General features: G+C 68.9%; 23 protein-coding genes. 15 read left to right on the top strand and 8 right to left on the bottom strand.

Translation table 11 applies throughout. From position 1 onward, the window contains the following. Position 1 precedes the first annotated feature (1 nt). Together V5F26_RS10440 and V5F26_RS10445 are read left to right on the top strand one after the other, a co-directional pair. Positions 2-1,267: an HAD-IIIA family hydrolase gene (locus V5F26_RS10440; protein ID WP_394057456.1), complete on the top strand. Its 1,266-nt coding sequence runs from the start codon at positions 2-4 to the stop codon at positions 1,265-1,267. A 13-nt stretch (positions 1,268-1,280) separates the two neighbouring features. After that, positions 1,281-2,441, top strand: a complete 1,161-nt coding sequence (locus V5F26_RS10445) for an AGE family epimerase/isomerase (protein ID WP_394057458.1) — start codon at positions 1,281-1,283, stop codon at positions 2,439-2,441. 13 nt (positions 2,442-2,454) lie between these two features. Here V5F26_RS10445 and V5F26_RS10450 read toward each other — a convergent pair whose 3' ends face one another. After that, the gene (locus V5F26_RS10450; protein ID WP_394945885.1) at positions 2,455-3,876 is read right to left on the bottom strand and encodes an exopolysaccharide biosynthesis polyprenyl glycosylphosphotransferase; all 1,422 of its coding nucleotides are present in this window, start codon (positions 3,874-3,876) and stop codon (positions 2,455-2,457) included. 276 nt (positions 3,877-4,152) lie between these two features. On the opposite strand from V5F26_RS10450, the gene V5F26_RS10455 reads away from it, so the two are divergent. Then, a complete protein-coding gene (locus V5F26_RS10455) occupies positions 4,153-4,395 on the top strand; it encodes a hypothetical protein (RefSeq protein ID WP_234052082.1) in 243 nt (80 codons plus the stop codon). Continuing rightward, positions 4,392-4,604: a type II toxin-antitoxin system HicB family antitoxin gene (locus V5F26_RS10460; protein WP_394945886.1), complete on the top strand. Its 213-nt coding sequence runs from the start codon at positions 4,392-4,394 to the stop codon at positions 4,602-4,604. The genes V5F26_RS10455 and V5F26_RS10460 overlap by 4 nt, the downstream gene beginning before the upstream one ends. A gap of 7 nt (positions 4,605-4,611) precedes the next feature. On the opposite strand, the gene V5F26_RS10465 is transcribed toward V5F26_RS10460, so the two are convergent. Further along, positions 4,612-4,956, bottom strand: a complete 345-nt coding sequence (locus tag V5F26_RS10465; protein WP_394057462.1) for a hypothetical protein — start codon at positions 4,954-4,956, stop codon at positions 4,612-4,614. 90 nt (positions 4,957-5,046) lie between these two features. On the opposite strand from V5F26_RS10465, the gene V5F26_RS10470 reads away from it, so the two are divergent. Genes V5F26_RS10470 through V5F26_RS10485 form a run of 4 tightly spaced genes read left to right on the top strand, consistent with a single transcriptional unit; the run spans position 5,047 to position 7,537 of the window. Continuing rightward, positions 5,047-6,066, top strand: coding sequence for a threonine aldolase family protein (locus tag V5F26_RS10470; protein WP_394945887.1), 1,020 nt, complete (start codon positions 5,047-5,049; stop codon positions 6,064-6,066). Further along, positions 6,066-6,581, top strand: coding sequence for a hypothetical protein (locus V5F26_RS10475; RefSeq protein ID WP_394945888.1), 516 nt, complete (start codon positions 6,066-6,068; stop codon positions 6,579-6,581). The genes V5F26_RS10470 and V5F26_RS10475 overlap by 1 nt, the downstream gene beginning before the upstream one ends. Then, entirely contained in the window at positions 6,578-7,036 is a 459-nt protein-coding gene (locus V5F26_RS10480) for a thioredoxin family protein (protein WP_394945889.1), read from the top strand. Before V5F26_RS10475 ends, V5F26_RS10480 begins: the two co-directional genes overlap by 4 nt. A gap of 33 nt (positions 7,037-7,069) precedes the next feature. Further along, entirely contained in the window at positions 7,070-7,537 is a 468-nt protein-coding gene (locus V5F26_RS10485) for an SRPBCC family protein (protein WP_394945890.1), read from the top strand. Between the two features lie 62 nt (positions 7,538-7,599). Here the strand turns inward: V5F26_RS10485 and V5F26_RS10490 are convergent, their stop codons facing one another. From V5F26_RS10490 to V5F26_RS10500, 3 genes are all read right to left on the bottom strand, one after another. Then, complete coding sequence (locus V5F26_RS10490) at positions 7,600-8,811, bottom strand: ABC transporter substrate-binding protein (protein ID WP_234052075.1); 1,212 nt, start codon at positions 8,809-8,811, stop codon at positions 7,600-7,602. Positions 8,812-8,935: 124 nt separating this feature from the next. Beyond that, positions 8,936-9,742, bottom strand: coding sequence for an SDR family NAD(P)-dependent oxidoreductase (locus V5F26_RS10495; RefSeq protein WP_234052074.1), 807 nt, complete (start codon positions 9,740-9,742; stop codon positions 8,936-8,938). Between the two features lie 64 nt (positions 9,743-9,806). Beyond that, positions 9,807-11,354: a class I adenylate-forming enzyme family protein gene (locus V5F26_RS10500; RefSeq protein ID WP_394057468.1), complete on the bottom strand. Its 1,548-nt coding sequence runs from the start codon at positions 11,352-11,354 to the stop codon at positions 9,807-9,809. A 211-nt stretch (positions 11,355-11,565) separates the two neighbouring features. On the opposite strand from V5F26_RS10500, the gene V5F26_RS10505 reads away from it, so the two are divergent. Then, positions 11,566-12,123, top strand: a complete 558-nt coding sequence (locus V5F26_RS10505; protein WP_394057469.1) for a LuxR C-terminal-related transcriptional regulator — start codon at positions 11,566-11,568, stop codon at positions 12,121-12,123. A gap of 146 nt (positions 12,124-12,269) precedes the next feature. Next, positions 12,270-12,722, top strand: coding sequence for a hypothetical protein (locus tag V5F26_RS10510; protein WP_234052071.1), 453 nt, complete (start codon positions 12,270-12,272; stop codon positions 12,720-12,722). Positions 12,723-12,725: 3 nt separating this feature from the next. Here V5F26_RS10510 and V5F26_RS10515 read toward each other — a convergent pair whose 3' ends face one another. After that, positions 12,726-13,220: a GNAT family N-acetyltransferase gene (locus tag V5F26_RS10515; protein ID WP_234052070.1), complete on the bottom strand. Its 495-nt coding sequence runs from the start codon at positions 13,218-13,220 to the stop codon at positions 12,726-12,728. A 350-nt stretch (positions 13,221-13,570) separates the two neighbouring features. Here V5F26_RS10515 and V5F26_RS10520 point away from each other — a divergent pair, with 350 nt between their 5' ends. Beyond that, complete coding sequence (locus tag V5F26_RS10520; protein ID WP_394057473.1) at positions 13,571-14,542, top strand: glutathione S-transferase family protein; 972 nt, start codon at positions 13,571-13,573, stop codon at positions 14,540-14,542. A gap of 153 nt (positions 14,543-14,695) precedes the next feature. Next, entirely contained in the window at positions 14,696-15,394 is a 699-nt protein-coding gene (locus V5F26_RS10525) for a VIT1/CCC1 transporter family protein (RefSeq protein WP_234052068.1), read from the top strand. A gap of 1,236 nt (positions 15,395-16,630) precedes the next feature. Here the strand turns inward: V5F26_RS10525 and V5F26_RS10530 are convergent. Together V5F26_RS10530 and V5F26_RS10535 are read right to left on the bottom strand one after the other, a co-directional pair. Next, on the bottom strand, positions 16,631-17,818 hold the full coding sequence (locus V5F26_RS10530; RefSeq protein WP_234052067.1) for an FAD-dependent monooxygenase: 1,188 nt from the start codon (positions 17,816-17,818) through the stop codon (positions 16,631-16,633). A gap of 38 nt (positions 17,819-17,856) precedes the next feature. Next, complete coding sequence (locus V5F26_RS10535) at positions 17,857-18,117, bottom strand: zinc-finger domain-containing protein (RefSeq protein ID WP_234052066.1); 261 nt, start codon at positions 18,115-18,117, stop codon at positions 17,857-17,859. A gap of 133 nt (positions 18,118-18,250) precedes the next feature. Here V5F26_RS10535 and V5F26_RS10540 point away from each other — a divergent pair, with 133 nt between their 5' ends. From V5F26_RS10540 to cysE, 3 genes are all read left to right on the top strand, one after another. Further along, positions 18,251-19,474, top strand: a complete 1,224-nt coding sequence (locus V5F26_RS10540) for a hypothetical protein (protein WP_394945891.1) — start codon at positions 18,251-18,253, stop codon at positions 19,472-19,474. Between the two features lie 48 nt (positions 19,475-19,522). Continuing rightward, the gene (locus V5F26_RS10545) at positions 19,523-20,275 is read left to right on the top strand and encodes an alpha/beta fold hydrolase (RefSeq protein ID WP_234052064.1); all 753 of its coding nucleotides are present in this window, start codon (positions 19,523-19,525) and stop codon (positions 20,273-20,275) included. Between the two features lie 105 nt (positions 20,276-20,380). Further along, positions 20,381-21,283 (top strand): serine O-acetyltransferase, encoded by a 903-nt coding sequence (gene cysE, locus V5F26_RS10550; RefSeq protein WP_394945892.1) that lies wholly within the window; start codon positions 20,381-20,383, stop codon positions 21,281-21,283. Positions 21,284-21,290 lie beyond the last annotated feature (7 nt).

Below are 21,290 nucleotides of genomic sequence, written 5' to 3' on the forward strand. Positions count from 1 at the left end.
GATGCGCGCGGACATGGAAGGCCAGAGGGGGAATGGGCCGGTGGTGAAGCAATGTGTGATTCTGCTCGGGGGCCTCGGCACGCGTCTGGGGGCGCTCACGGCTGACACGCCCAAGCCGCTGCTGCCGGTGGGCGATGTGCCGTTCGTGGAAGTGCTCATCGCCGAGGCCCGCCGCCGTGGCTTCACCCGCTTCCTGCTGCTGGCCGGCCATCGCGCCGAGGTGGTGAGCGACTATATCGACCGCACTGACGTGCGTGGGCGGTTCGACGCCAGCGTGGAGATCGCGGTTGAGCCGACCCCGCTCGGCACTGGCGGCGCGCTGGTGAATGCCCTGCCGCTGCTGGACGAGACCTTCCTGCTCATCAATGGCGATACCTGGTTCGACTTCAACTGGCTGGACCTGGTCGCCGAGACGCTGGCCCATGGCAGTGATGTGGGCATGGCCCTGCGTCTGGTGGAAAAGCCGGACCGCTACGAGACCATCATGCTCGAAGGCCGCCGCATCGCCGCCTTCCGCCCGCGCGGGGCAGGGCTGGACCGGGCGCTCATCAATGGCGGCGTCTATGTGATGCGCCGACGCGCGGTGGAAACCCTGGGCTGCCCCTCCTCGGTGGAGAGCGACCTGCTGCCCCGCCTGGTGGCCGAGGGCAAGGTGACGGGTATCGCCTATGACGGCTTCTTCATCGATATCGGCATTCCCGAGACCTATGCCGACGCGCAGGTCTCGGTGCCCGCCCGCCGGCGGCGCCCGGCGGTGTTTTTCGACCGGGACGGCGTGCTGAATGTGGATACCGCCTATCCGCACCTGCCGGCCGACATCACCTGGATCGAGGGTGCCAAGGAGGCGGTGAAGCGCTTCAACGATCTTGGCTTCTACACCTTCGTGGTCACCAATCAGGCCGGCGTCGCGCGGGGCTATTATCCGGAGAGCGACATTCCTGCTCTCCATGCCTGGATGGGGGAGGAGCTGCGGGCCGTCGGCGCCTCCATCGATGATTGGCGCTATTGCCCGTTTCATCCCGAGGGCACGGTGGAACGCTTCAAGGGCGTCCACCCCTGGCGCAAGCCGGCGCCGGGCATGCTTCTGGACCTGTTGGCCCACTGGCCCGTGGACGTGAAGGCGAGCCTGCTGATCGGCGACAAGGAATCCGATCTCCAGGCGGCGACCGGCGCGGGCGTGACCGGCCACCTGTTCACTGGCGGCGACCTGCTCGCCTTCGTGGAGGGGCTGCACCCCTCGGCCTTTCGTCTTTCCGCCCCTCGCTGAAGGTCATGTCGTGATGCCCGCCGCGCCCGTTTCGCCCGCCGTCCAGAGCCTTGAGGACATTGCCGCCGACGCGCGCCGGTGGCTGCTGGAGGTGGCCGCGCCCCTGTGGTCGACAAAGGGGCGGCTGGAAAAGGGCCTGTTCGCCGAGCGCCTCACCCGCGCGGGGCTGGCCGATGATGCGCCCCGCCGCCTGTTCGTGCAGGCCCGCCACACCTATTCCTTCTGCGAGATGGGCCGGCTTGGCTGGGCGGGGGATTGGCGGGGCCTTGCCAATGCCACGGTGGACTATCTGCTGCAGCACGGCCGGCGGGACGATGGCCTCTTCATCCACGCCTTCACGACCGATGGCGCGGTGCTGGACGCGCGCGCGGATCTTTACGATCAGGCCTTCATGCTGTTCTGCCTGGGCCATGCCTCCCGGGCGCTGGGGCGGCCGGAGCTGCTGGAAGCGGCGGAGGCCCATTATCGCGTGCTGGAGGCCGATCACAGCCATCCGGCCGGCGGCTTCGTGGAGAAGGATATTCCCCGCCCGTTCCGCCACCAGAACCCGCACATGCATTTCTTCGAGGCCTTTTCCGCCCTTTATGCGGTGAGCGGGCGGGCGGAGTGGAAGGCGCGGGCGGAGGCGATGGCGCAGCTCTGCCGGGATCATTTCATCGACGCGGCCACCGGCGCCCTGCTCGAATACTTCACGGACGACCTGAAGCCCGCGCCGGGCCTCGATGGCACTATCGTGGAGCCGGGCCACTGCTTCGAATGGGCGTGGCTGTTCGAGGGGCTGGTGCCGTGGGGCTGGCCCGGCGCCGCGCTTTCGGACCGGCTGACCGCCTTCGGCCGCGGCCATGGCATCGATGCCATGCGGGGCGTGGCCATCAATGAGGTGACGACGGCGGGCACGGTGCACAAGGCCACCGCCCGCCTGTGGCCGCAGACGGAGCGGCTGAAGGTGGCATTGGCCCGGCTGCGCCGCCTCGGCACGCCGCAGGAGGCGGACGAGGCCCGGCGCGCCTATGCGGGGCTGAAGCTCTATCTGGACATGCCGGTGCCGGGCACCTGGCAGGATGTGTCGAACCCGGACGGAAGCTGGGTGGAGATGCCCGCGCCCGGGTCCTCGCTCTACCACATCACCTGTGCCATGGCGGAGCTGATCGATACCGTCGGCGGCGAAGGCTGAGGGCGAGAGCCTTTCAAAACACCGACGGACCGGCCATGCCCTTGGTGATGGTGAGCACCATGATGCGGATGTCGAGCCAGATCGACCAGTTCTCGATGTAATAGAGGTCGAGGGCCAGGCGCCGCTCGGCCTTCTCCACCGAGAGCACGGGCCCGCGCGAGCCGTTGATCTGGGCCCAGCCGGTGATGCCCGGCTTCACCCGGTAGCGCGACACATAGTGCTGGATCGCCTCATACACCACGTTGGTGGACACCAGCATGTTGGGCACGTGGGGGCGCGGGCCCACCACCGACATGTCGCCCTTCAGCACGTTCAGCAGCTGCGGCAGCTCGTCGATGGAGGTGGCGCGCAGGAAGCGGCCGACGCGGGTGATGCGCGGGCTGTCGCGCCGCGTGCCGGCGGAACCGTCGTCATTGGGATCGACCGTCATGGTGCGCAGCTTGAAGACGTCGAACACCTTGTTGTTGCGGCCCACGCGCGGCTGCTTGAACAGCACCGGCCCGGGCGATTCCAGCTTGATGGCGATGGCCGCCGCCAGCAGGATCGGCGAGGTGAGGATAAGGCCGATGGTGGCGACCACATAATCCTCAAGTGCCTTCAACAGGCCCAGGGAGCCCTTGAAGGGCTGCTGCTGCACCTGCAGGGCGGGCTCGCCGGCCAGCATGGTGAGGTGGGCATAATTGAGGGAGAAGGAGTGGGGGTCCAGTTCCACCACCACGTCGGTGGCGATCTGGTGCAGCTCGCTCACCATCTTGGAGATGGCGGCTGGATCGGCCCAGGTCTTGGTGATGACCACCATGTCCACCTGGGTGTTGCGGGCGTATTCGAGCAACGCCTCGATGCCGCGCTGCTCGCGCGGGTAGGGCTTGCCGGTGGTGGGCGAAATGGCGTCGTCGGCGGGCTCGGCATCGTCGGTGAAGATGCCCACGAAGGAGAGCAGGCCGCTGGCGCCTTCCTCCTCCTCGTAGCGGTCCACCAGGTCACGGGCCCGCGCCCGCTCGCCGAGCACGACCACGTTCCGGCGCAGCACGGCGTGGCGCTTCACCAGCACCATGCCCAGGCGCACCAGCACCAGGCGGCCGAACAGCAGGGCGATGGCCGTGGTGACGCCCCAGCCCACCAGGGCCTTCAGGCTCGTGGCCTCGTGCGGGATCATGGCATAGTAGCAGATGGCCACCACCGCCCCGGCGGGGATGCCGCCGACCAGGATGTGCCCCATCTGGCGGCGCACCCGCGAATAGTGCTCGACCCGATAGGCCCGGCCGAACAGCAGGATCTGCACGAAGCTGAAGATCCCGATCATCCAGAGAATGCCGACCTGACTCCAGGACAGGAAGTCCCAGTGCACGTGTGCCACCGCTGCCGCCAGTAGCGACATGGCAATATCGCACGCGATGACGAGGCGATTGATCAGGCCGTGGGTCCAACGAGTCATGGTGCCGCATTCCCGCAAGCCCAATCCTTGGAGACGAGAGGGCTTTGTCCCAACTTCTCCTGAATTGAAGCGGTAGCGTCAAGGGTACCCGGCCACTGACTTTAAGGTTTGATTAACGCCATCGCCCTCACGAATTATGTCTGTTTCCAACACTTTGCGTGGAGGCGGCCAAAGCGGGGGTAAAACCGCGCGGATTTCGTCTTGCCGTCGCAACGGGCGCGCCTAAACTGAAGGCTTTCCAGCGTTGCTTTTCATTCTTCCGACGGATTTTTTGCCATGTACAACAAGCGCCTTGAGGCCTTGCGCAGCAATCCGGGTGGCGATTGGCGCCCGGCGGATCTTGAGATCACGGCCTCTCAATATGCGGTGAAATTTCGCAAGGTCACCGGCACCCATGTGGTGTTCACCCATCCCTCGGTGCCCGACTGCGTCGCGGTGCCCATGAAGGCGAAGATCCGTGCGCCTCATGTGCGGGCCTTCGTCGCCATGATCGATCGCATGGATGGGCTCGACCAATGACCGACCTTGCAGCCTATCCCCATGAGGTGCGGCCATTGTCGCCGGAGGATGGTGGCGGCTTCGTTGCGAGCTTTCCCGACATTCCGGGCTGCCTGGGTGTCGGTGATACGCCAGAAGCGGCGCTTGCCGACGGGCGGCAGGCCCTGTTCGCCTGCATCGACGCCTTGAAGGCCGCCGACCGCGAGCCGCCCGCGCCTTCCCTTCCGTGAAGCGCCGTCAGCGCCCGTTCTGAGGGTGGCGCTGCGCCTGCTCCTCCAGCCAGGTGGAGACGGTGTCGAGCAGCCGGATGGCGGCGGGAAGCTGGGCGTGGGCCTCCACCTGCGCCGGCGTTTCCGGCTCGAGGGTGCGCCACCACGCGATGAAGCGGGAGATCAGCGCCCGCGCCGGGATCTGGTCGAAGGCCAGGCCCGGAAAGGCGGTGAAGCCGAAAGCCTCCTCCACATCCCGCAGGCGGCCGGAGACATAGGCCCGGTCATCGTCGCCGAAGGGGAAGGGATGTTCCGGCGCCCGGCGCACCATGCGCACTTCGCTGAGCTCGGGAATGTAGTCGGTCCTGGTCACGGATGCCTCTTTGGTGCCTCGCCGCGCCGAAAGAGGCCGGGTCCGCGCGGCGCCCTTCGGGTTCGGCCGCATTCTTGCAGGTTTGGTGCCATGGAGTTCGCGAGCGACAATACCGGGGGCATCGCGCCGCCCATTCTGGACGCCATCGCCCGCGCCGGGGAGGGCCACGCGCCCTCCTATGGCGCCGATGAGGCGTCCGCGCGGCTGGACGCAGCCTTCGGCGCGCTGTTTGAGACTGAGGTGCGGGTGTTTCCGGTGCTCACGGGAACCGCGGCCAATGCGCTGGCGCTCGCCCATCTCCTGCCGCCGTGGGGCGCGGTGCTTTGTCACCAGGACGCCCATGTCCACACCGACGAGTGCGGCGCGCCGGAAGCCTTCAGTGCCGGGGCCAAGCTGCTGCCCCTGGCGGGCGCGCACGGCCGCATCGATCCGCAGGCTTTGCTGGCGCAGCTTGCGGTGCCCGGCAGCGTGCACCAGGTGCGCCCGTCCGTGCTTTCCCTGAGCCAGGCGAGCGAGGCGGGCACCTGCTATGGGGCGGCCGATGTCGCCCGCCTCGCCGGCTCGGCCCGCGCCCACGGCCTTCGGGTGCACATGGATGGGGCGCGGTTCGCCAATGCGGTCGCCGGCCTCGGCGCGGCGCCGGCCGATCTCACCTGGCGGGCGGGGGTGGATGTGCTGTCCTTCGGCGCCTCCAAGAACGGGGCGATGATGGCCGAGGCGGTGGTCTTCTTCGATCCCGCCTTGGCGGAAGGCTTCGGCTATCGCCGCAAGCGCGCCGGCCAGCTTCTGGCCAAGGGGCGGTTCCTGGCGGCTCAGCTCCTTGCCTCCATCGCCGATGGCCTGTGGCTGCGCCTTGCCGCCCACGCCAACAGGCGCGCCCGGCAGCTGGCCGAGGGGCTTGCGGCGGCGGGCCTCGCGCCGGTCCATCCGGTGGAGGCGAATTCCGTGTTCGTGCACATGCCGGAGGCGCTGGCGGCGGCCTTGCGCCGGCAGGGCGCGCATTTCTACGACTGGCCGGCCCTGGGGCCGCAGGGCCGGCGCTTCGTCACCTCCTTCGCCACCGGCGAGGATGAGGTGGGGCGCCTGATCGCGCTGGTGGAGGCCGGTTGATGGATGCGCGATCCGCGGCATCGCACCAGGAGCCCACGGCCATTCATGCCGTGCCGGCGGAGCTGCGACCGGCGGGTTTCCGCGTGCTGCTGCTGCGCGAGTTCCGCATCGGCGGGCCGCCGGGCTTCGCCCTGGTGGAACAGCATCTGCTGCGCCTGCCGCACCGGCTCAATCGCCATGGCGTGTCCTTCGCGCTCACCTTCCGCCCGGAGGTGATGGCGGGCCTGAGCGCGGATATCGGCCGGCCTTCGGCGCGCGATGGCGCGGGGCGGGTGGCGCGCAACCCGCGCTGGCCCACCTTCGGCTGGTGCTCGCGGCCGCGCAGCTGGCCCGATGGCACCACCACGGTTGAATGGCTGGCCGAGGTGGCTTTTCCGGGCGCCGAAGACTGGGCGGCCTTCCGCGCCCGGTTTGCCGAACGCCTCGCCGGCCGGCTGGAGAGGCCGGGCTCCGGCACGCCTTCCGCCTCAGGAGACCTGTCCTCAGGAGACCCGCCATCAGGAGACCTGCCATGAGCGTGCTCACCATCGCCTGTCCCCATTGCGACGCGCGCATTCCCCAGGCCACGGGGGTGGAGCTGAAGGCGGCCCGCTGCGGCGCCTGCGGCGGGGCGCTCTTCACCGGCCAGCCGCTGCATCTCACCGTCGCGCGCTTCGAGGCACACACGGCGGAGGGCGGGCTGCCGCTGCTCATCGACTTCTGGGCCGACTGGTGCGGCCCGTGCCGCACCATGGCGCCCGTGTTCGAGGCGCTGGCGGCCGAGTTCGAGCCCCATGTGCGCTTCGCCAAGGTGGATACGGAGGCCGAAGGCGCGCTCGCCAATTATTTTCGCATCCAGACCATCCCCACCGTGAGCCTCATCCACCACCACAAGGAAGTGGCGCGGGTGTCCGGCGCCATGACGGCCACCGAGCTCAGCCGCTGGATCTGGAGCGCCCTTTCCGAGGCGGAGGCCGAGCCGACGCCCTGAACCCCTTTTCATCGCCAGACTGGGAGCTGCCCCGTGACCACCCTCGCCGAGACCCGCGCCATTCTCAAGGAAGCCGAGTTCGCCTTTCCCGTGGAGACGGTGTGGCGCGCCATGACCGACTCCGAATGGCTCGCCGTGTGGTTCTTCCCGAATGACATCCAGCCCGTGCTGGACCACAAGTTCACCATCTGGAGCCGCCCCATCGAGCGGTGGGACGGCGAGTTCCAGTGCCAGGTGGTGGAGGTGCAGCCGGAAAAGCTGCTCAAGTTCACCTGGCGCGGCGGGCATGAGGAGCTGAAGGGCTTCGGCCGCTATATCGACTCCGCCGTGACCTGGACCCTCACCCCGACCGAGACCGGCACCAGGCTCACCTTCCTGCACGAGGGTTTCCCCACCGACGAAGCCTCCAACGGCGTCTATGAGATCATGGCCAAGGGCTCGGAAAGCGTGCTGCGCTCCCTCGCCAAGCGCCTGCCGGACCTGGTGGAGCACGGCGCCTGAAACGAGAAAGGGCCGCGTGCGGAACGCGGCCCTTTCCCCTTTTCGCGCTCAGAGGCGGGCGATCACTTCGCCTGCGCCACCAGCGGGCAGCCGCCATCGGCCAGCGGGCGGAAGGCCTCGTTGGCGGGAATGGTGGCCACCAGCTCGTAGAGGTCCCACGGGCCCTTGGAATCCGCCGGCTTCTTCACCCGGAACAGATACATGGGATGGGTGGCGCGGCCATCGATGCGGACCTCGCCCTTGCCGAACAGCGGATCGTCGATGGGGGTGGCGCGCATCTGCGCCATCACCTTCTGGGCATCCTTGGTCTTGGCGTCCTTCACCGCGTTCAGATAGTGCATGGCGCTGGAATAGACGCCGGCCTGGGCGCTGGTGGGCATGCGGCCGTTGAACTTCTCCGCGAAGCGCTTGGAGAAGGCGCGGGTGTCGTCGTTCAGGTCCCAGTAGAAGGCCTCGGTGAGCAGCAGGCCCTGCGCCGCCTGGAGCCCCATCGCCTTCACGTCGCTGGAGAAGATCAGCAGCCCCGCCAGCGACTGGCCGCCCTGGGTGATGCCGAACTCGGAGGCCTGCTTGATGGCGTTGATGAGATCGGAACCCGCATTGGCAAGGCCGATCACCTTGGCGCCGGAGGCCTGGGCCTGCAGCAGGAAGGACGAGAAATCGGTGGCGCTGAGCGGGTGCTTCACGCTGCCGGCCACCTTGCCGCCGGCCTTCTTGACGGCGGCGGAGGCATCGCGCTCCAGCGCCGCGCCGAAGGCATAGTCGGCGGTGATGAAGAACCAGGGGGTGCCGCCCTGCTTGGTGAGGGCGGAGCCGGTGCCGTTGGCCAGCGCCCAGGTGTCGTAGGTCCAATGCACCGTGTTGGGCGAGCACTTGGCGCCAGTGAGGTCGGAGGTGCCGCCGCCGGAAACCAGGAAGATCTTGTCCTTCTCACGCGTCACGTCATTCACGGCCAGCGCCACCGAGGAGGTGGTGGTGTCCATGATGACGTCCACGCCCTCCTGGTCATACCATTTGCGGGCGATGGCGGAGCCGACGTCGGGCTTGTTCTGGTGATCGGCGCCGATCACCTGCACCTTGACGCCCTTGTTCTTGGCCATGAAGTCGTCGGCCGCCATCTGCGCGGCGACCACGGAGCCGGGGCCGGAAATATCGGCATAAAGGCCGGACATGTCATTGAGCACGCCCAGCTTCACGTCGATGTCTTCGGCATGGGCACCACCGGCCGCAAGGCCAAGCAGCGCCGCCGCCAGCAACAGGCTGCGTCTTTTCATCGGGTTTCCTCCCTCGTTTTTCGTCCGTTCATAGCGTTTTCAAGCGAAGTGGAGACCGCTTCACGTGAAGAAAACGCGTCACATCAATAGAGCAGAACGGGGCCCGACCCGGGCCCTTTTCTGCTCAGGCGATCTTGGCGGTGATGCCGCCGTCCACCACCAGGTCCAGCCCGGTCACGTATCTGGATTCATCGCTGGCGAGGAACAGCGCGGCATGGGCCACGTCCCAGGCGGTGCCCATGTGGCCCATGGGCACCTGGGCGTCGCGGGCGCGCCACATGGCTTCCACGTCGCCGCCGCCATAGCTGCCGGCAAGGCCAGCGGACTTCTCCACCATGGGCGTCTTCATCAGGCCCGGCAGCACGCAGTTCACACGGATGTTCTTCGGCGCGTACTCCACCGCGGTGGTGCGCGAGAGGTGGTTCATGGCCGCCTTGGTCGCGTAATAGGTCGCGTAGGGCACGCCCGTATAGCGGATGGAGGCGATGGACGAGATGTTGATGATGGAGCCGCCGCCCTGCCGCTCCATCACCGGGATGGTGTGCTTCATGGCCAGAAAACAGCTCTTGAGGTTGACCTGGAACACCCGGTCCCAGTCCTCTTCCGGCAGCTCCACCACGCCACCCACCTCGGCGAGGCCCACATTGTTGTCGAGCACGTCGATGCGGCCATAGCGCTCCAGGCAGGCCGCGACGAAGCCGGCAATCTCGGCGGGCTTGGACACGTCCGCCCGGAAGGCCTCCGCCTCGCCGCCCTCGGAGCGGATGATGTTCACCGTCTCCTCGGCGGCGGCGGCGTTCACGTCCACGCAGAACACCTTCGCCCCCTCGCGGGCGAACAGCACTGCGGTGGCCTTGCCATTACCCCAGCCCGGCCCCGCCGAGCCCGCGCCCACCACCAGCGCGGTCTTTCCTGAAAGGCGCTCTCCCATGCGCAATCTCCTTCCCCGGGTGATTGGTCCCGCCCTGTTGGCCGGGCGGTGATCCTTGGATTTGTCAGCTTTCGCCGCGCGCGGCCCGTTCGGCGATCTCGGCGCGCAGCACCGTCTTGAGGATCTTCCCGTAATTGCTCTTGGGCAGTTCCTCGCGCCGCTCGTAGCGCTTGGGCCGCTTGAAGCGGGCGATGGTGGCGAGGCAGTGGGCGTCGAGCTCGGCGTCCGACACCTGCGCCCCCGGCAGGGTCACCACATAGGCCACCACGTTTTCCCCCCATTCCGGGTCGGGCTCGCCCACCACGCACACCTCGGCGATGGCCGGGTGGGTGAGCAGCGCTTCTTCCACCTCGCGCGGATAGATGTTGGTGCCGCCGGAAATGATGACGTCCTTCGAGCGGTCGGTGAGGGTGAGAAAGCCGTCCGCGTCCATACGCCCGAGATCGCCGGTGAAGAGCCAGCCCCCTTTGAGGGCGTCGGCCGTGGCCTTGGGGTTGCGCCAGTAGCCCAGCATCACCGTGGTGCCCTTCACCACGATCTCGCCCGTTTCCCCCGGTGGCAAGGTGTGGCCGGAAACATCCGCCACCCGCACCTCCACCACGCTCTGCGCCACCCCCACCGAGGCGAGGCGCGCTCGGCCCCGCTCCGTGGCGGTGTCGGCATGATAGGGGCGGGCGAGGGCGGTGATGGCCATGGGGCTCTCGCCCTGGCCATAGATCTGCACGAAGCGCTGGCCCATCACCGCGATCGCCTCTTCGAGGTCGGCCAGGTACATGGGCGCGCCGCCATAAATGATGGTCTTGATGCCGGTCCCGTTCTCGCCCCGCCGCCGCGCGGCCTCGGTGAGGCGGCGCACGATGGTGGGGGCGGCGAAGAAGGTGAGATTGCCCACCTGGTGGCCGAGATCCAGCACCTCATCGGCATCGAAACCGCCGGAGGCGGGCACCACATGGCGCGCCGCCACGCGCACATGGATGAAATTGTAGAGCCCCGCCCCGTGCGACATGGGCGCGGCATAGACAATGGCGTCCTGCGCCTGGGCCGTATCCACGTCCGCGAGATAGGACAGGGACATGGCGACCAGGTTGCCGTGGCTCAGCATCACCCCCTTGGGGCGGCCGGTGGTGCCGGAGGTGTAGAACAGCCACGCCAGGTCATCCGCCTCGCGCGGCTCGGGCTCCGGTGCGGCGGGCCCCGAGCGCAGGGTCTCGAATGCCGCGCTGTCCACATCCAGGAGGGGCGGCAGCGCCACGCTGTCGGCGACCTCGTTCAGCGCCTCCAGGGTGTGGTCGGCCGCGAAGGCGAGGCTGGCCTGGGCGTCGTCCAGGATCCAGGCGGCCTCGCGGCCATGCAGCTTGGCATTGATGGGAACCGCCACCGCGCCGGCCCACCAGATGCCGTACAGCGCTTCCAGGTAGCGGGTGCGATTGCCCATGAACACGCCGATTCGGTCGCCGGGCGAGATGGCGTGGCGTTCACGCAGGCCATGGGCGATGGCGCCGGCGCGGCGGGCGAAGGTGGCGTAGTCGGCCTCCACCCGCGCACCTTCCAGGAGCGCCGGGGCATGGGGCTGGAGCTGGGCGCTCGACAGGAGCCAGCGGGCGACGTTCATGGCCGGTGCCCGAGGCGCCGGACGCAATGGGGGCGTTTGCCGGCGCGGCGGCCAGCCAGAATTGGCGTCATGTTTCCTTCCCTTTGGGGAGGTTTCCTCCCCATCGCGCCGGTGGACCGGCGTCGCTTCAGGTCTGCACCCAGGTAAGCCCTGGTGACAGGTCGGCGGCAATGCGTAGAATTACGTGATTTGTCGTGCCCGGAGCGCAGCCATGCCGAGCGAGGATCCCGATCTGGCGGCGGGCTTTCTGAATGCCCCGGTGGCGCTGGTCCTGTCCCGCCATCGCATGATCGAGGCCTGCAACACCGCTTTCGCGGCCCTGTTCCGCGCCGAGCCGGAGGCCTTGGCGGGCCGTTCCCTGGCGCAGCTTTATCCCTCGGTCGATGCATTCGCGCAGGTGGTCGAGCGCTGGCTTGTGCCCCTGCGCGAGGGGGCGGCGTTCGCGGACGAGCGCTTCATGAAGCGCGGTGACGGCGACCTTTTCTGGTGCCGCGTGGCCGGGCGCTCCCTCACGCCGTGCGATCCGCTGGCGCGGGCGGTGTGGAGCTTCTCCGAGCTGCCGACGCCGTTGTACCTGGACGCCACCTTGTCGCGGCGGGAACGGGACGTGGCCTGCCATGTGGCGCGCGGGCGCACAAGCAAGGAGATCGCCAAGCTCATGGGCCTGTCCCCCCGCACGGTGGAGGGGCACCGCCTGCGCCTCATGCGCAAGTTGAAGGTGGGCAACGCCGCCGAGCTGAACGCGCGCATGGGCGCCGGGCCGGCATAGATGTGCCGAGAATGTCCCGGGGGCTCGCTTTCCAGGGCATCGATGGCTGTGCGGAAGGCGCTGGCGACGCGCTTTCAGTCTCCCCTCGGAGCCTTATCCGTCATAGCTTGGCGGTGCCGGCCGCGGAGCGCGGCGAGGGGGAAGCCATGTATCTCGGCGTCGTCATTGCCACCATGCTTGTGCTGCCCCTCGTTTCCCTGGGCATCGACCTGGTGATGCACGGCGGCTGGGTGGTGGCCCTGGCGGGCAAGTGGTTCACCTTCTGGGGCGTGGGCGTGCGCATCATGCTGGCGGCGGTGAAGCAGATGACGCAGCCCGAATTCACCCGGCGCATTCTGAAGATCGAGGATCCGCGCGCCAATATCGTGGTGCGGGAGCTGGGCTTCGCCAATGCCTCCATCGCCAGCCTGGCGCTGCTGTCGCTGGCCTGGCCGCCCTTCGTGGCGCCGGCGGCGCTGGCCGGGGCGCTGTTTCTGGGCCTGGCCGGCATCCAGCATGCCGTGCAGGCCGAGCGCAATGCCAAGGAGACCATCGCCATGGTCTCCGATCTCGGCATGGCCGGCCTGCTGGCGCTGTTCCTGGTGGGGCTGTTCTTTTGAGCCTCAGGCGCTGACGGCGCCGCCGACACCCTCGAAGGCGCCATCCTCCAGCTCCGCCACCAGAAGCCGCGCGGGGTCCACCGGGCCGGGCAGGGTGACGCGGCCGGTGGGCACGCGCTTGAAACCGAACTTGGCGTAATAGGGCTCGTCGCCCACCAGGATCACCAGCCGGTGACCGGCCGCCTTGGCGGCCTCCAGGGCCACGTCCATCAGGCGCGCGCCGATGCCCACGGACTGGAACGGCGGTTCCACCGAGAGCGGGCCCAGCAGCAGAGCCGGCGTCGCGCCGATCCGCACCCGCGTGAGCCGCACCGAGCCCACCAGCATGGTGCCCACCCGCGCGGTGAAGGAGAGGGCGCGCTCGTGGCTGGTCTGCTCGCGAATGCGGAAGGCCGTGCGCGCATAGCGGCCGGGGCCGAAGGTGCGCTCGTGCAGCCGGTCCACGGCCACGTCGTCGTGCTGGGTTTCGAGGGCGATGGTGAGGGGAAGTTCGGTCATGGTCGTCTTCGGCGCTATCAGGCAGGGGCAGGCATCCCGCCCGGGCCCCGGCGCGGGGGCGCCGAAGTGCGTCAGGCAGGCAAGGCGAAGCGTGCGCGCAGGCGCACCGCGTTCATTCGTCGTCGCTGCTGGCCGCGGGCCATGGCGCTCATCTCGACGGTTCCTTCATCCGAAGGCGCGGGCGATAGCATGCTCTCCCGCGCGGGTCCAGGGGGCATCTCAAAGCTTCTCAAAAGGCGCCGGGGGCAGGATGCCCGCGTGCAAACGGCGTTTGCCGCCGCGCCCATGGCCATGGGCCCCGCGAGCGGCCATTTGAAAGGCTGTTCCCTCGCAACACAGGAGTGCCACCCATGGGCCTTCTCATCGACGGTGTCTGGCACGACCAGTGGTACGACACCGCCAAGACCGGCGGGCGCTTCGAGCGGCAGGCCTCGCGCTTCCGCAACTTCATCACGCCCGACGGCGCGCCGGGGCCGAGCGGGGAGGGCGGCTTTCCCGCCGCCTCCGGCCGCTACCATCTTTATGTCTCGCTGGCATGCCCCTGGGCGCACCGCACCCTCATCATGCGCGCCTTGAAGGGGCTGGAAAACGCGATCTCGGTGAGCGTGGTGGACCCCTTCATGGGCACCGAGGGCTGGACCTTTGCCGCGCCCGAGCCGGTGCTGGGCAAGACCCGCCTGCACGAGATCTACACCGCCGCCGACCCCACTTATACCGGCCGCGTGACGGTGCCTGTGCTGTGGGACAAGCAGCGCGGCACCATCGTGAGCAACGAATCGGCCGAGATCATCCGCATGTTCAATTCGGCCTTCGCCGCCGTGACGGACGTGGCCACCGATTATTGCCCCGCGCCGCTGCGGGCCGAGATCGACGCGGTCAACCAGCGGATCTATGACGACGTGAACAACGGCGTCTACAAGGCCGGCTTCGCCACCACCCAGGCCGCCTATGAGGAGGCGGTGACGACGCTGTTCCGCCGCCTCGACGCGCTGGAAGCGCGCCTGGCCGAGCACCCCTATCTGGTGGGAGACGTGCTCACCGAGGCCGACATTCGCCTGTTCACGACGCTGGTGCGCTTCGATGCGGTCTATGTGGGGCACTTCAAGTGCAACATCCGCCGTATCGCCGACTATCCCAACCTGTTCGGCTACCTGAAGGCGCTCTATCAGCACCCGAAGGTGCGGCCCACGGTGGATTTCATCCACATCAAGCGGCACTATTACGAGAGCCACAAGACCATCAACCCCACCGGCATCGTGCCCCTCGGACCGCTCCAGGACCTTGATGCGCCCCATGATCGCGATCGGTTCGCAAGAGTTTGACATCACAGCGAATTCCGGCTGTCGTGAAGGTGTCATCCCGGTTGCGCAGGAAGGGGCGAGTGGGTGGCGCTGCCCTGGCGTACCGCTCTGGCGCGCCGTGGGGTGCCGGCGTCGCGTGGTGGTTCGTCTCGCATCCCTCAGTGAGGACTGATCTTGAACCCACCCCTGCACTCCGAGCGCCATGTCGTCGATCGTATTGGCTGGCTCCGGGCCGCCGTGCTCGGCGCCAATGACGGCATCATCTCCACCTCGTCCCTCATGGTGGGCGTGGCCTCGGCGGCCACTTCCTCCTCGGACGTGCTGGTGGCGGGCATCGCCGGCATCGTGGCCGGCGCGCTCTCCATGGCGGCGGGTGAGTATGTCTCGGTCAGCTCCCAGGCCGACACGGAGGATGCGGAGCTGGCGCAGGAACGGCGCGAGCTCGCCACTATGCCGGATCACGAGCGCAAGGAGCTCGCCGCCATCTATGTGAGCCGCGGCGTGGAGCCGGAGCTGGCCGACAAGGTGGCCGAGCAGCTCATGGCCAAGGATGCCCTCGGCGCCCATGCCCGCGACGAGCTGGGCATTTCGGAAGTGGTGGTGGCCCGGCCCATCGAGGCCGCGCTCACCTCCGCCGGAACCTTCTCCGCGGGCGCCATCGTGCCCATCATCGTCGCCGCCCTGGCGCCGGAGAACGTGTTGGCGATCTCCATTTCCGTCGTCTCTCTGCTGCTGCTGCTGGTGCTCGGCGCCATGGGCGCGAAGGCGGGCGGCGCGCCCATGCTCAAGCCCACTCTGCGCGTTGGATTCTGGGGCGCCATCGCCATGGCTGTGACGGCAGGTGTCGGCCATCTGGTGGGCGCGGCGGTCTGATTCCGCTCGCTACGCGCGCGGCCGTTGCGCCGCGCGCTTGTGCGCCGCGGGCTTGGCCCTGCGGCCGATGAAGGCCCCGGACGCATCTGGCGGCCGGGGAGCTGTTCGAGGCTCGATGCTAAGGCGGGCGAGCCGCGCGCCTGACCGATGCCGATATCCTCGAAGGGCGACGGGTCGCGAGACCTGCCGCTGGGCGGCCATGTTCGGCGCGGCCGCCGGGCGCGGACCATGCGTGGGCGCCACGCTCGCTCGTGGGTTCGCCGGGGTCATGGATCAGTGCGCACCTTTGGCGAAGCCGGGCGCTTCCCTTGGTCCGGAATGGCCGTGTCTCCACGCTGCATGCGGCATGATGCGCTCTGGGCAATGGCCTCGGTCGCCTCCGCCCTCCAACCCCGCAGCGGGGCTCCGTGCGAGCGCCAAGTCAGTGCCGGTTATTGCCTGGCGAATGGACCGGGCAGCGGCGCCGGTGAGCCGGGCGCTTCCTTTCGTCCGGAATTGCCAAGTCCGGTTGCGCCACGGGTATGAGGCCGCCGGGCGGGAGTTTTGACCCGAGCCGCTCTTCTGGCCGCGTCGCGGAACCATGCGCGAGTGCCACGCTCGCGCTACGCGTGTTGCCGATGCGGCGGATCGGAATTGCGAAGTTCCGTTGCGCCACCGGCCAGGAGCCCCAGGAGGGCGGCAGCTCCGATCCCTGCGGCCCCCCGGCCCTGGACGTGGGGCGATCTGTGAGCGTCAAGCGCGCCAGAGCAGGCCGGCCGGCGAACGGATCGGCCGACGCCTCGGGCGGAGGAGGGGCTTCTTTCGGTCCGGAGTTGCCAAGTCCGGCCGTGTCACAGGCCCAGAGCCAACCGGGGGGCACTAACTCCGGTCGGCGCGGCTCCCTGGCCCCGGATGCGGGACCATCCGTCAGCTTAAGCTCGCAAGAGCAAGCTGGCCGGCGAACGGACCGGCCAGCGTCGCCGCTGGGAAGGGCGCTCCCTCGGCCCGGAATTGCGAAGTTCCGTTGCGCCACCGGCCAGGAGCCCCAAGAGGGCGGCAGCTCTGGTCCGCGCGGCCCCTTGGTCCCGGATGTGGAACCATCCGTGACATCAAGCGCGCCAGAGCAAGCTGGCCGGCGAACGGACCGGCCAGCGTCGCCGCCGGGAAGGGCGCTTCCTCGGCCCGGAATTGCCCATCTGGGGAAGCTCCGCGCCGATGCGAGCGCTCGCCGTCGTGATGCGCGTGGCTGATTCGCCCTCAGGCGCCGTAGATCCAGCCGTAGCGTTCCAGCAGGGCCGGGCCCTGGCGGCGCAGGACGAGATCACGGGCGAAGCGCGGTGGTCCGGAGAGGTGGTAGATGATGCCGTTGCGCCGTGCCTCGCGCTGGATGCGGGCGGTGCGGGCCATGCGCTCGCTTTCATAGGCCTTCAGGGCGCTGGGCGCGTCGCGGTGGCTGGTGATGGCGCGGGCAAGGGCCGCCGCATCCTCAATCGCCTGGGCCGCGCCCTGGGCGAGGAAGGGCAGCATGGCGTGCGCGGCATCGCCCAGCAGGGTCACCCGGCCCGAGCTCCAGCGGGGCAGGGGATCAATGTCGTAAAGGCCCCAGCACAGGAAATGGGGCGCGCTTTCCAAAAGCTTGCGCACCTCCGCGTTCCAGCCGGCGAAGGCCTGGTGCACCGCCGCGCTCTCGCCGGGGGCATTCCAGCGGGCGACCGGCTTAGTCTCCTTCACGATGGCGACGAGGTTCAAGGTGGCCCCGCCTTTCACCGGATAGGCCACCAGATGCGCGTCGCGGCCGAGATACAGGCGCACTTCCAGCGGATAGTCGTCGGGCACGTTGACGGTGGCGCGATAGGCGACCCGGCGGGCGAATACCGGCGCCCCGGCGGGCCCCAGATGCGCGCGCACGGCGGAGCGCACACCGTCCGCCCCCACCAGGATATCGGCGCCATGGGCGATGAGCTCGCCGCCCTGATTCACCACCGCGCGCACGCTGCCGAAGGCGGGTTCCACGCTGGTGAGATCGGCCCCGAGCGCCATGGTGGCGCCCGCCTCCATGGCCGCTTCCGCCAGCAAGTTCTGCAGGTCGGCCCGGTGCACCACCAGGAAGGGCGCGCCGAAGCGGCTGGCGGCGGCGGCATATTCGGTGCGGGTGAGGGTGGCGCCGGTGCGCCCGTCGCGCACATCGAGGGCATTGGGCGCCACGGCGACGGCTTCGAGCCGCTCCAGCAGGCCGAAATCCCGGATGATGCGGGTGGCGTTGGGGGTGAGCTGAAGGCCCGCGCCCACTTCGCGCAGGCGCTTCGCCCGCTCCACCACCTGGACGGCGAGGCCTGCGCGGCGCAGGGCGATGGCACAGGCCAGCCCACCGATGCCGCCGCCTACGATGACGGCGCTGCGCGCCGCGAGCTGCGGTTTCGGTCGGAAGGGAATCGGGTCGGGCATGTCGGTTCCAGCCGCGGCGCGGCCGGCAAAAGGCGGTGTCAGGCGGCGGCGGAAGTCTCGCCGTCGTCGTGCCACACGCAGGCTTCGGGCTTGGCCGCTCCCGGAGCGAGCTCCGGATTGTAGCGGTAAAGGGTGGAGCAGTACGGGCAGACCTTCTCCGTATCCTCACCGAGGTCGAGGAAGATATGCGGATGGTCGAACGGCGGTTTCGCGCCGATGCACATGAACTCCTTGCTGCCCACCTCGATCGTCGTGAGGCCGAGGTCGTTGCAGAAGTGAGGAATGCCGGTGTCCGCCATGGCTCTGCCTGTAGAGGGTCCAAAAAAGCGTCGCGACCTTAGCCCCTGGCGGCGCCGGATGAAAGGGGGCCTGGCGCGTCACATCCGCCGGGCGCCTCTCGCGCGGGGAGCCGGCGGGGCCATATAAGGCGTGATGGCACGCCTTTTTGCTTCCCTCGCCCTTCTGGCCACGCTTTTTGGCGTCGCGCCCTGGCTGGTGCCGGTGGCGAAGGAGAGCGTGCGCCTCATCGCCGCGCGGGACGATCCGGCGGCGCTCGCGGACCTCGGCCTTTCCGCCTTCACCCCGGCCGACGCACAGGCCGCCATAACCGAGGCGCTGAAAGCGGATGATGCGGCCCTGGCGGCATCCTACCTGGAGCTGGCGGACGCGCGCGGCCTTGCCCTGCCCGCCGATTTGCGGGCGCGCGTAGAGGCCGCCACCGCGCCCACGGCGGAGGCGCTGCGCGCGGCGCGGAGTTTCGGCGCCGGCTTTTTGAGTGGCCAGCCGGAGGATCTGGCCGGCCTCACCGGGGCGCTGACGGGCGATCTGATGGTGTGGGGCGACATCCGCGATGCCTCCCGCGAGGGCTGGAAACTGGCGCGGGGCGAGGAGGTGGACGAGCTCATTCTCGGCCTTTCGGCGGTCGGCATCGCCCTCACCGCGGGCACTTATGCCACCGGCGGCGCGAGCCTACCGCTGCGGGCGGGAATCACGCTGGTGAAGGTGGGGGAGCGCACCGGCAAGCTCTCCGCCGCCCTGGCGCGCACCCTTGCCCGCGCGGTGCGCGAAAGTGTGGATTTCGCCGCCTTGCGCCGGCTCGCCGCCCATCCCGGCGCGGTGGATGGGGCGGCGCTGAAGGGGGTGGTGCGCTCGAATCACGTGGCGGGGCTGGTCCGGATGCTGGATGACGTGGCCGTGGTGCAGGCCAAGGCCGGCACCCGCGCCGCTTTGGAGGGGCTGAGGGTGGCCGATGACGGGCGCGACCTTGCCCGCGTGGCGCGCCTGGCCGAGGCCAAGGGCGGGCAGACGCTGGCCATTCTCAAAACCCTGGGCCGCGGCGCCATCGTCATCACCCGCGCGCTGCTGAAGCTGGTGTGGTGGACGCTGGCGATGGTGGCCTATGCCTATCTCGTGGTGTCTTCCACCAATGCCTTCTGCGTCGCCTGCGCCCGCCGCCTGTGGCGCCGCGGAGGGCAGGCGCGCGGCCGTCACGGGCCGGTGGGCGGGGCGATGGCATCGGAACCCGGCGGGGTTGGCGGCGGCCTGCGGAACTCAACGTCTTGGCGCGACATGTGCTGCGGTGCGCATGAGGAAAACGCGTCGACCTCAGGGACGCGGAGCAACTCCCGGATTCCACGGCGCGGGGAGTTGCTCTAGGTTCTCGCACCCTTTTCCCCGCCTCGCGTGCCACGCGAAGGACTTTCCATGCCCCATTTCAATTCCGACGGCATCGACATCGCCTATCTTGACGAGGGTGCCGGCGATCCTGTGCTCCTCATCCACGGCTTCGCGTCGAACAAGGAGATCAACTGGGTCGGCCCGTCCTGGGTGAAGACCCTGACCGAGGCGGGCTATCGCGCCATCGCCTTCGATCACCGGGGCCACGGCGCTTCCGGCAAGGTCTATGAGCCCGCGCTGTACCACACCGCCCGCATGGCGGAGGACGCCCAGCGCCTGCTGGCGCATCTGGGCATCGAGCGGGCGGATGTGATCGGCTATTCCATGGGGGCGCGGGTGGGCGCGTTCAGCGCGCTGCTGTTTCCCCACATGGTGCGCTCGCTGGTGCTGGGCGGGCTCGGCATCCATCTGGTGGACGGGGTGGGGCTGCCCCAGTCCATCGCCGACGCCATGGAGGCGCCGAGCCTGGAGGCGGTTTCCGATCCCATGGGCCGGATGTTCCGCTCGTTCGCCGATGCCAACAAGCAGGACCTGCGGGCGCTGGCCGCCTGCATCCGCGGCTCGCGCCAGGTGCTGACGCGGGAGGAGGTGGCCCGCATCTTCCAGCCGGTGCTGGTGGCCGTGGGCACCCGCGACAAGGTGGCCGGCGATGCGCGCCCCCTGGTGGAGCTGCTGCCGGACGGCGAGGTGCTCGACATTCCCAACCGCGATCACAACCCGGCGGTGGGCGACAAGGTGTTCAAGCAGGGCGTGCTGGAATTTCTGCGCCGCCGGCCGTGAGCCGCTCGCATTTGTGAATGGCGGCGCTACGCGGCGCGAACTCTCGCGCCGCCGCCGTATGTGCTAAGAATGGAAGCAAGTTCCCCTCATCTCAAGGAGGCACGCATGGGTCAGATTCCGGTGCCGGTTCAGCCCGCGAACGTGGTGCAGGGCGAGACGCCGGCGGTGCGCCTCACCAAGGCGCCCGTGGATCGCTGGCACGACGTGGTGGATCCGGTGTGGGCGCGGGTGCGCGCGGAGGCGGAGGAAGCCGTCGCGCGCGAGCCGCTCATGGCCGCCTTCCTCACCGGCACCGTGCTCGGCCAGCCCAGCCTTGAGGCCGCGGTGGGCCAGCGCATCGCCATGCGCCTCGACCATGCCGACGTGCCGGCGGCGGTGATCCAGACCGCGTATCTTGAGGCGGTGGCCGATGACAAGGCCATCGGCCATGCCCTGCGCGCCGATATCATGGCGGTGGTCGATCGTGATCCGGCGGCGACGCGCGCGCTGGAGCCGATTTTGTATTTCAAGGGCTTCCACGCCATCCAGACCCATCGGCTCGCCCATTGGCTGTGGATGAGGGGCCAGTTCGATCTTGCCCTCTACCTGCAGAGCCGCACGTCGAGCGTGTTCGGCGTGGATATCCACCCCCAGGTGCCCATGGGCCGGGGCATCTTCCTCGACCATGCCACGGGCGTCGTCATCGGCATGACGGCGGTGATCGAGGACGACGTGTCCATCCTCCAGGGCGTTACCCTGGGCGGCACCGGCAAGGAGACGGGGGATCGCCATCCCAAGATCCGCCGCGGCGTGCTCATCGGCGCCGGCGCCAAGGTGCTGGGCAATATCGAGGTGGGGCGCTGCGCCCGCGTGGCGGCGGGCTCGGTGGTGCTGAAGCCGGTGCCGCGCAACACCACGGTGGCCGGCATTCCGGCCAAGGTGGTGGGCGAGGCCGGCTGCGCTGAACCCTCCCGCTCCATGGATCAGGTGTTCGAGGATATCGCCATCTTCGCCGGGGCGGATATCTGACGCAACG

This window comes from Xanthobacter variabilis (assembly GCF_043831965.2).
Lineage (GTDB): Bacteria > Pseudomonadota > Alphaproteobacteria > Rhizobiales > Xanthobacteraceae > Xanthobacter.

Coding starts and splice junctions, on each gene's coding strand:
- V5F26_RS10440 (WP_394057456.1), top strand. CDS start 2: ATGCGCGCGGACATGGAAGGCCAGAGGGGGAATGGGCCGGTGGTGAAG.
- V5F26_RS10520 (WP_394057473.1), top strand. CDS start 13,571: ATGGGCCTTCTCATCGACGGTGTCTGGCACGACCAGTGGTACGACACC.
- V5F26_RS10530 (WP_234052067.1), bottom strand. CDS start 17,818: ATGCCCGACCCGATTCCCTTCCGACCGAAACCGCAGCTCGCGGCGCGC.
- V5F26_RS10515 (WP_234052070.1), bottom strand. CDS start 13,220: ATGACCGAACTTCCCCTCACCATCGCCCTCGAAACCCAGCACGACGAC.
- V5F26_RS10505 (WP_394057469.1), top strand. CDS start 11,566: ATGCCGAGCGAGGATCCCGATCTGGCGGCGGGCTTTCTGAATGCCCCG.
- cysE (WP_394945892.1), top strand. CDS start 20,381: ATGGGTCAGATTCCGGTGCCGGTTCAGCCCGCGAACGTGGTGCAGGGC.
- V5F26_RS10460 (WP_394945886.1), top strand. CDS start 4,392: ATGACCGACCTTGCAGCCTATCCCCATGAGGTGCGGCCATTGTCGCCG.
- V5F26_RS10540 (WP_394945891.1), top strand. CDS start 18,251: ATGGCACGCCTTTTTGCTTCCCTCGCCCTTCTGGCCACGCTTTTTGGC.
- V5F26_RS10455 (WP_234052082.1), top strand. CDS start 4,153: ATGTACAACAAGCGCCTTGAGGCCTTGCGCAGCAATCCGGGTGGCGAT.
- V5F26_RS10490 (WP_234052075.1), bottom strand. CDS start 8,811: ATGAAAAGACGCAGCCTGTTGCTGGCGGCGGCGCTGCTTGGCCTTGCG.
- V5F26_RS10450 (WP_394945885.1), bottom strand. CDS start 3,876: ATGACTCGTTGGACCCACGGCCTGATCAATCGCCTCGTCATCGCGTGC.
- V5F26_RS10510 (WP_234052071.1), top strand. CDS start 12,270: ATGTATCTCGGCGTCGTCATTGCCACCATGCTTGTGCTGCCCCTCGTT.
- V5F26_RS10500 (WP_394057468.1), bottom strand. CDS start 11,354: ATGAACGTCGCCCGCTGGCTCCTGTCGAGCGCCCAGCTCCAGCCCCAT.
- V5F26_RS10535 (WP_234052066.1), bottom strand. CDS start 18,117: ATGGCGGACACCGGCATTCCTCACTTCTGCAACGACCTCGGCCTCACG.
- V5F26_RS10470 (WP_394945887.1), top strand. CDS start 5,047: ATGGAGTTCGCGAGCGACAATACCGGGGGCATCGCGCCGCCCATTCTG.
- V5F26_RS10545 (WP_234052064.1), top strand. CDS start 19,523: ATGCCCCATTTCAATTCCGACGGCATCGACATCGCCTATCTTGACGAG.
- V5F26_RS10445 (WP_394057458.1), top strand. CDS start 1,281: ATGCCCGCCGCGCCCGTTTCGCCCGCCGTCCAGAGCCTTGAGGACATT.
- V5F26_RS10495 (WP_234052074.1), bottom strand. CDS start 9,742: ATGGGAGAGCGCCTTTCAGGAAAGACCGCGCTGGTGGTGGGCGCGGGC.
- V5F26_RS10475 (WP_394945888.1), top strand. CDS start 6,066: ATGGATGCGCGATCCGCGGCATCGCACCAGGAGCCCACGGCCATTCAT.
- V5F26_RS10480 (WP_394945889.1), top strand. CDS start 6,578: ATGAGCGTGCTCACCATCGCCTGTCCCCATTGCGACGCGCGCATTCCC.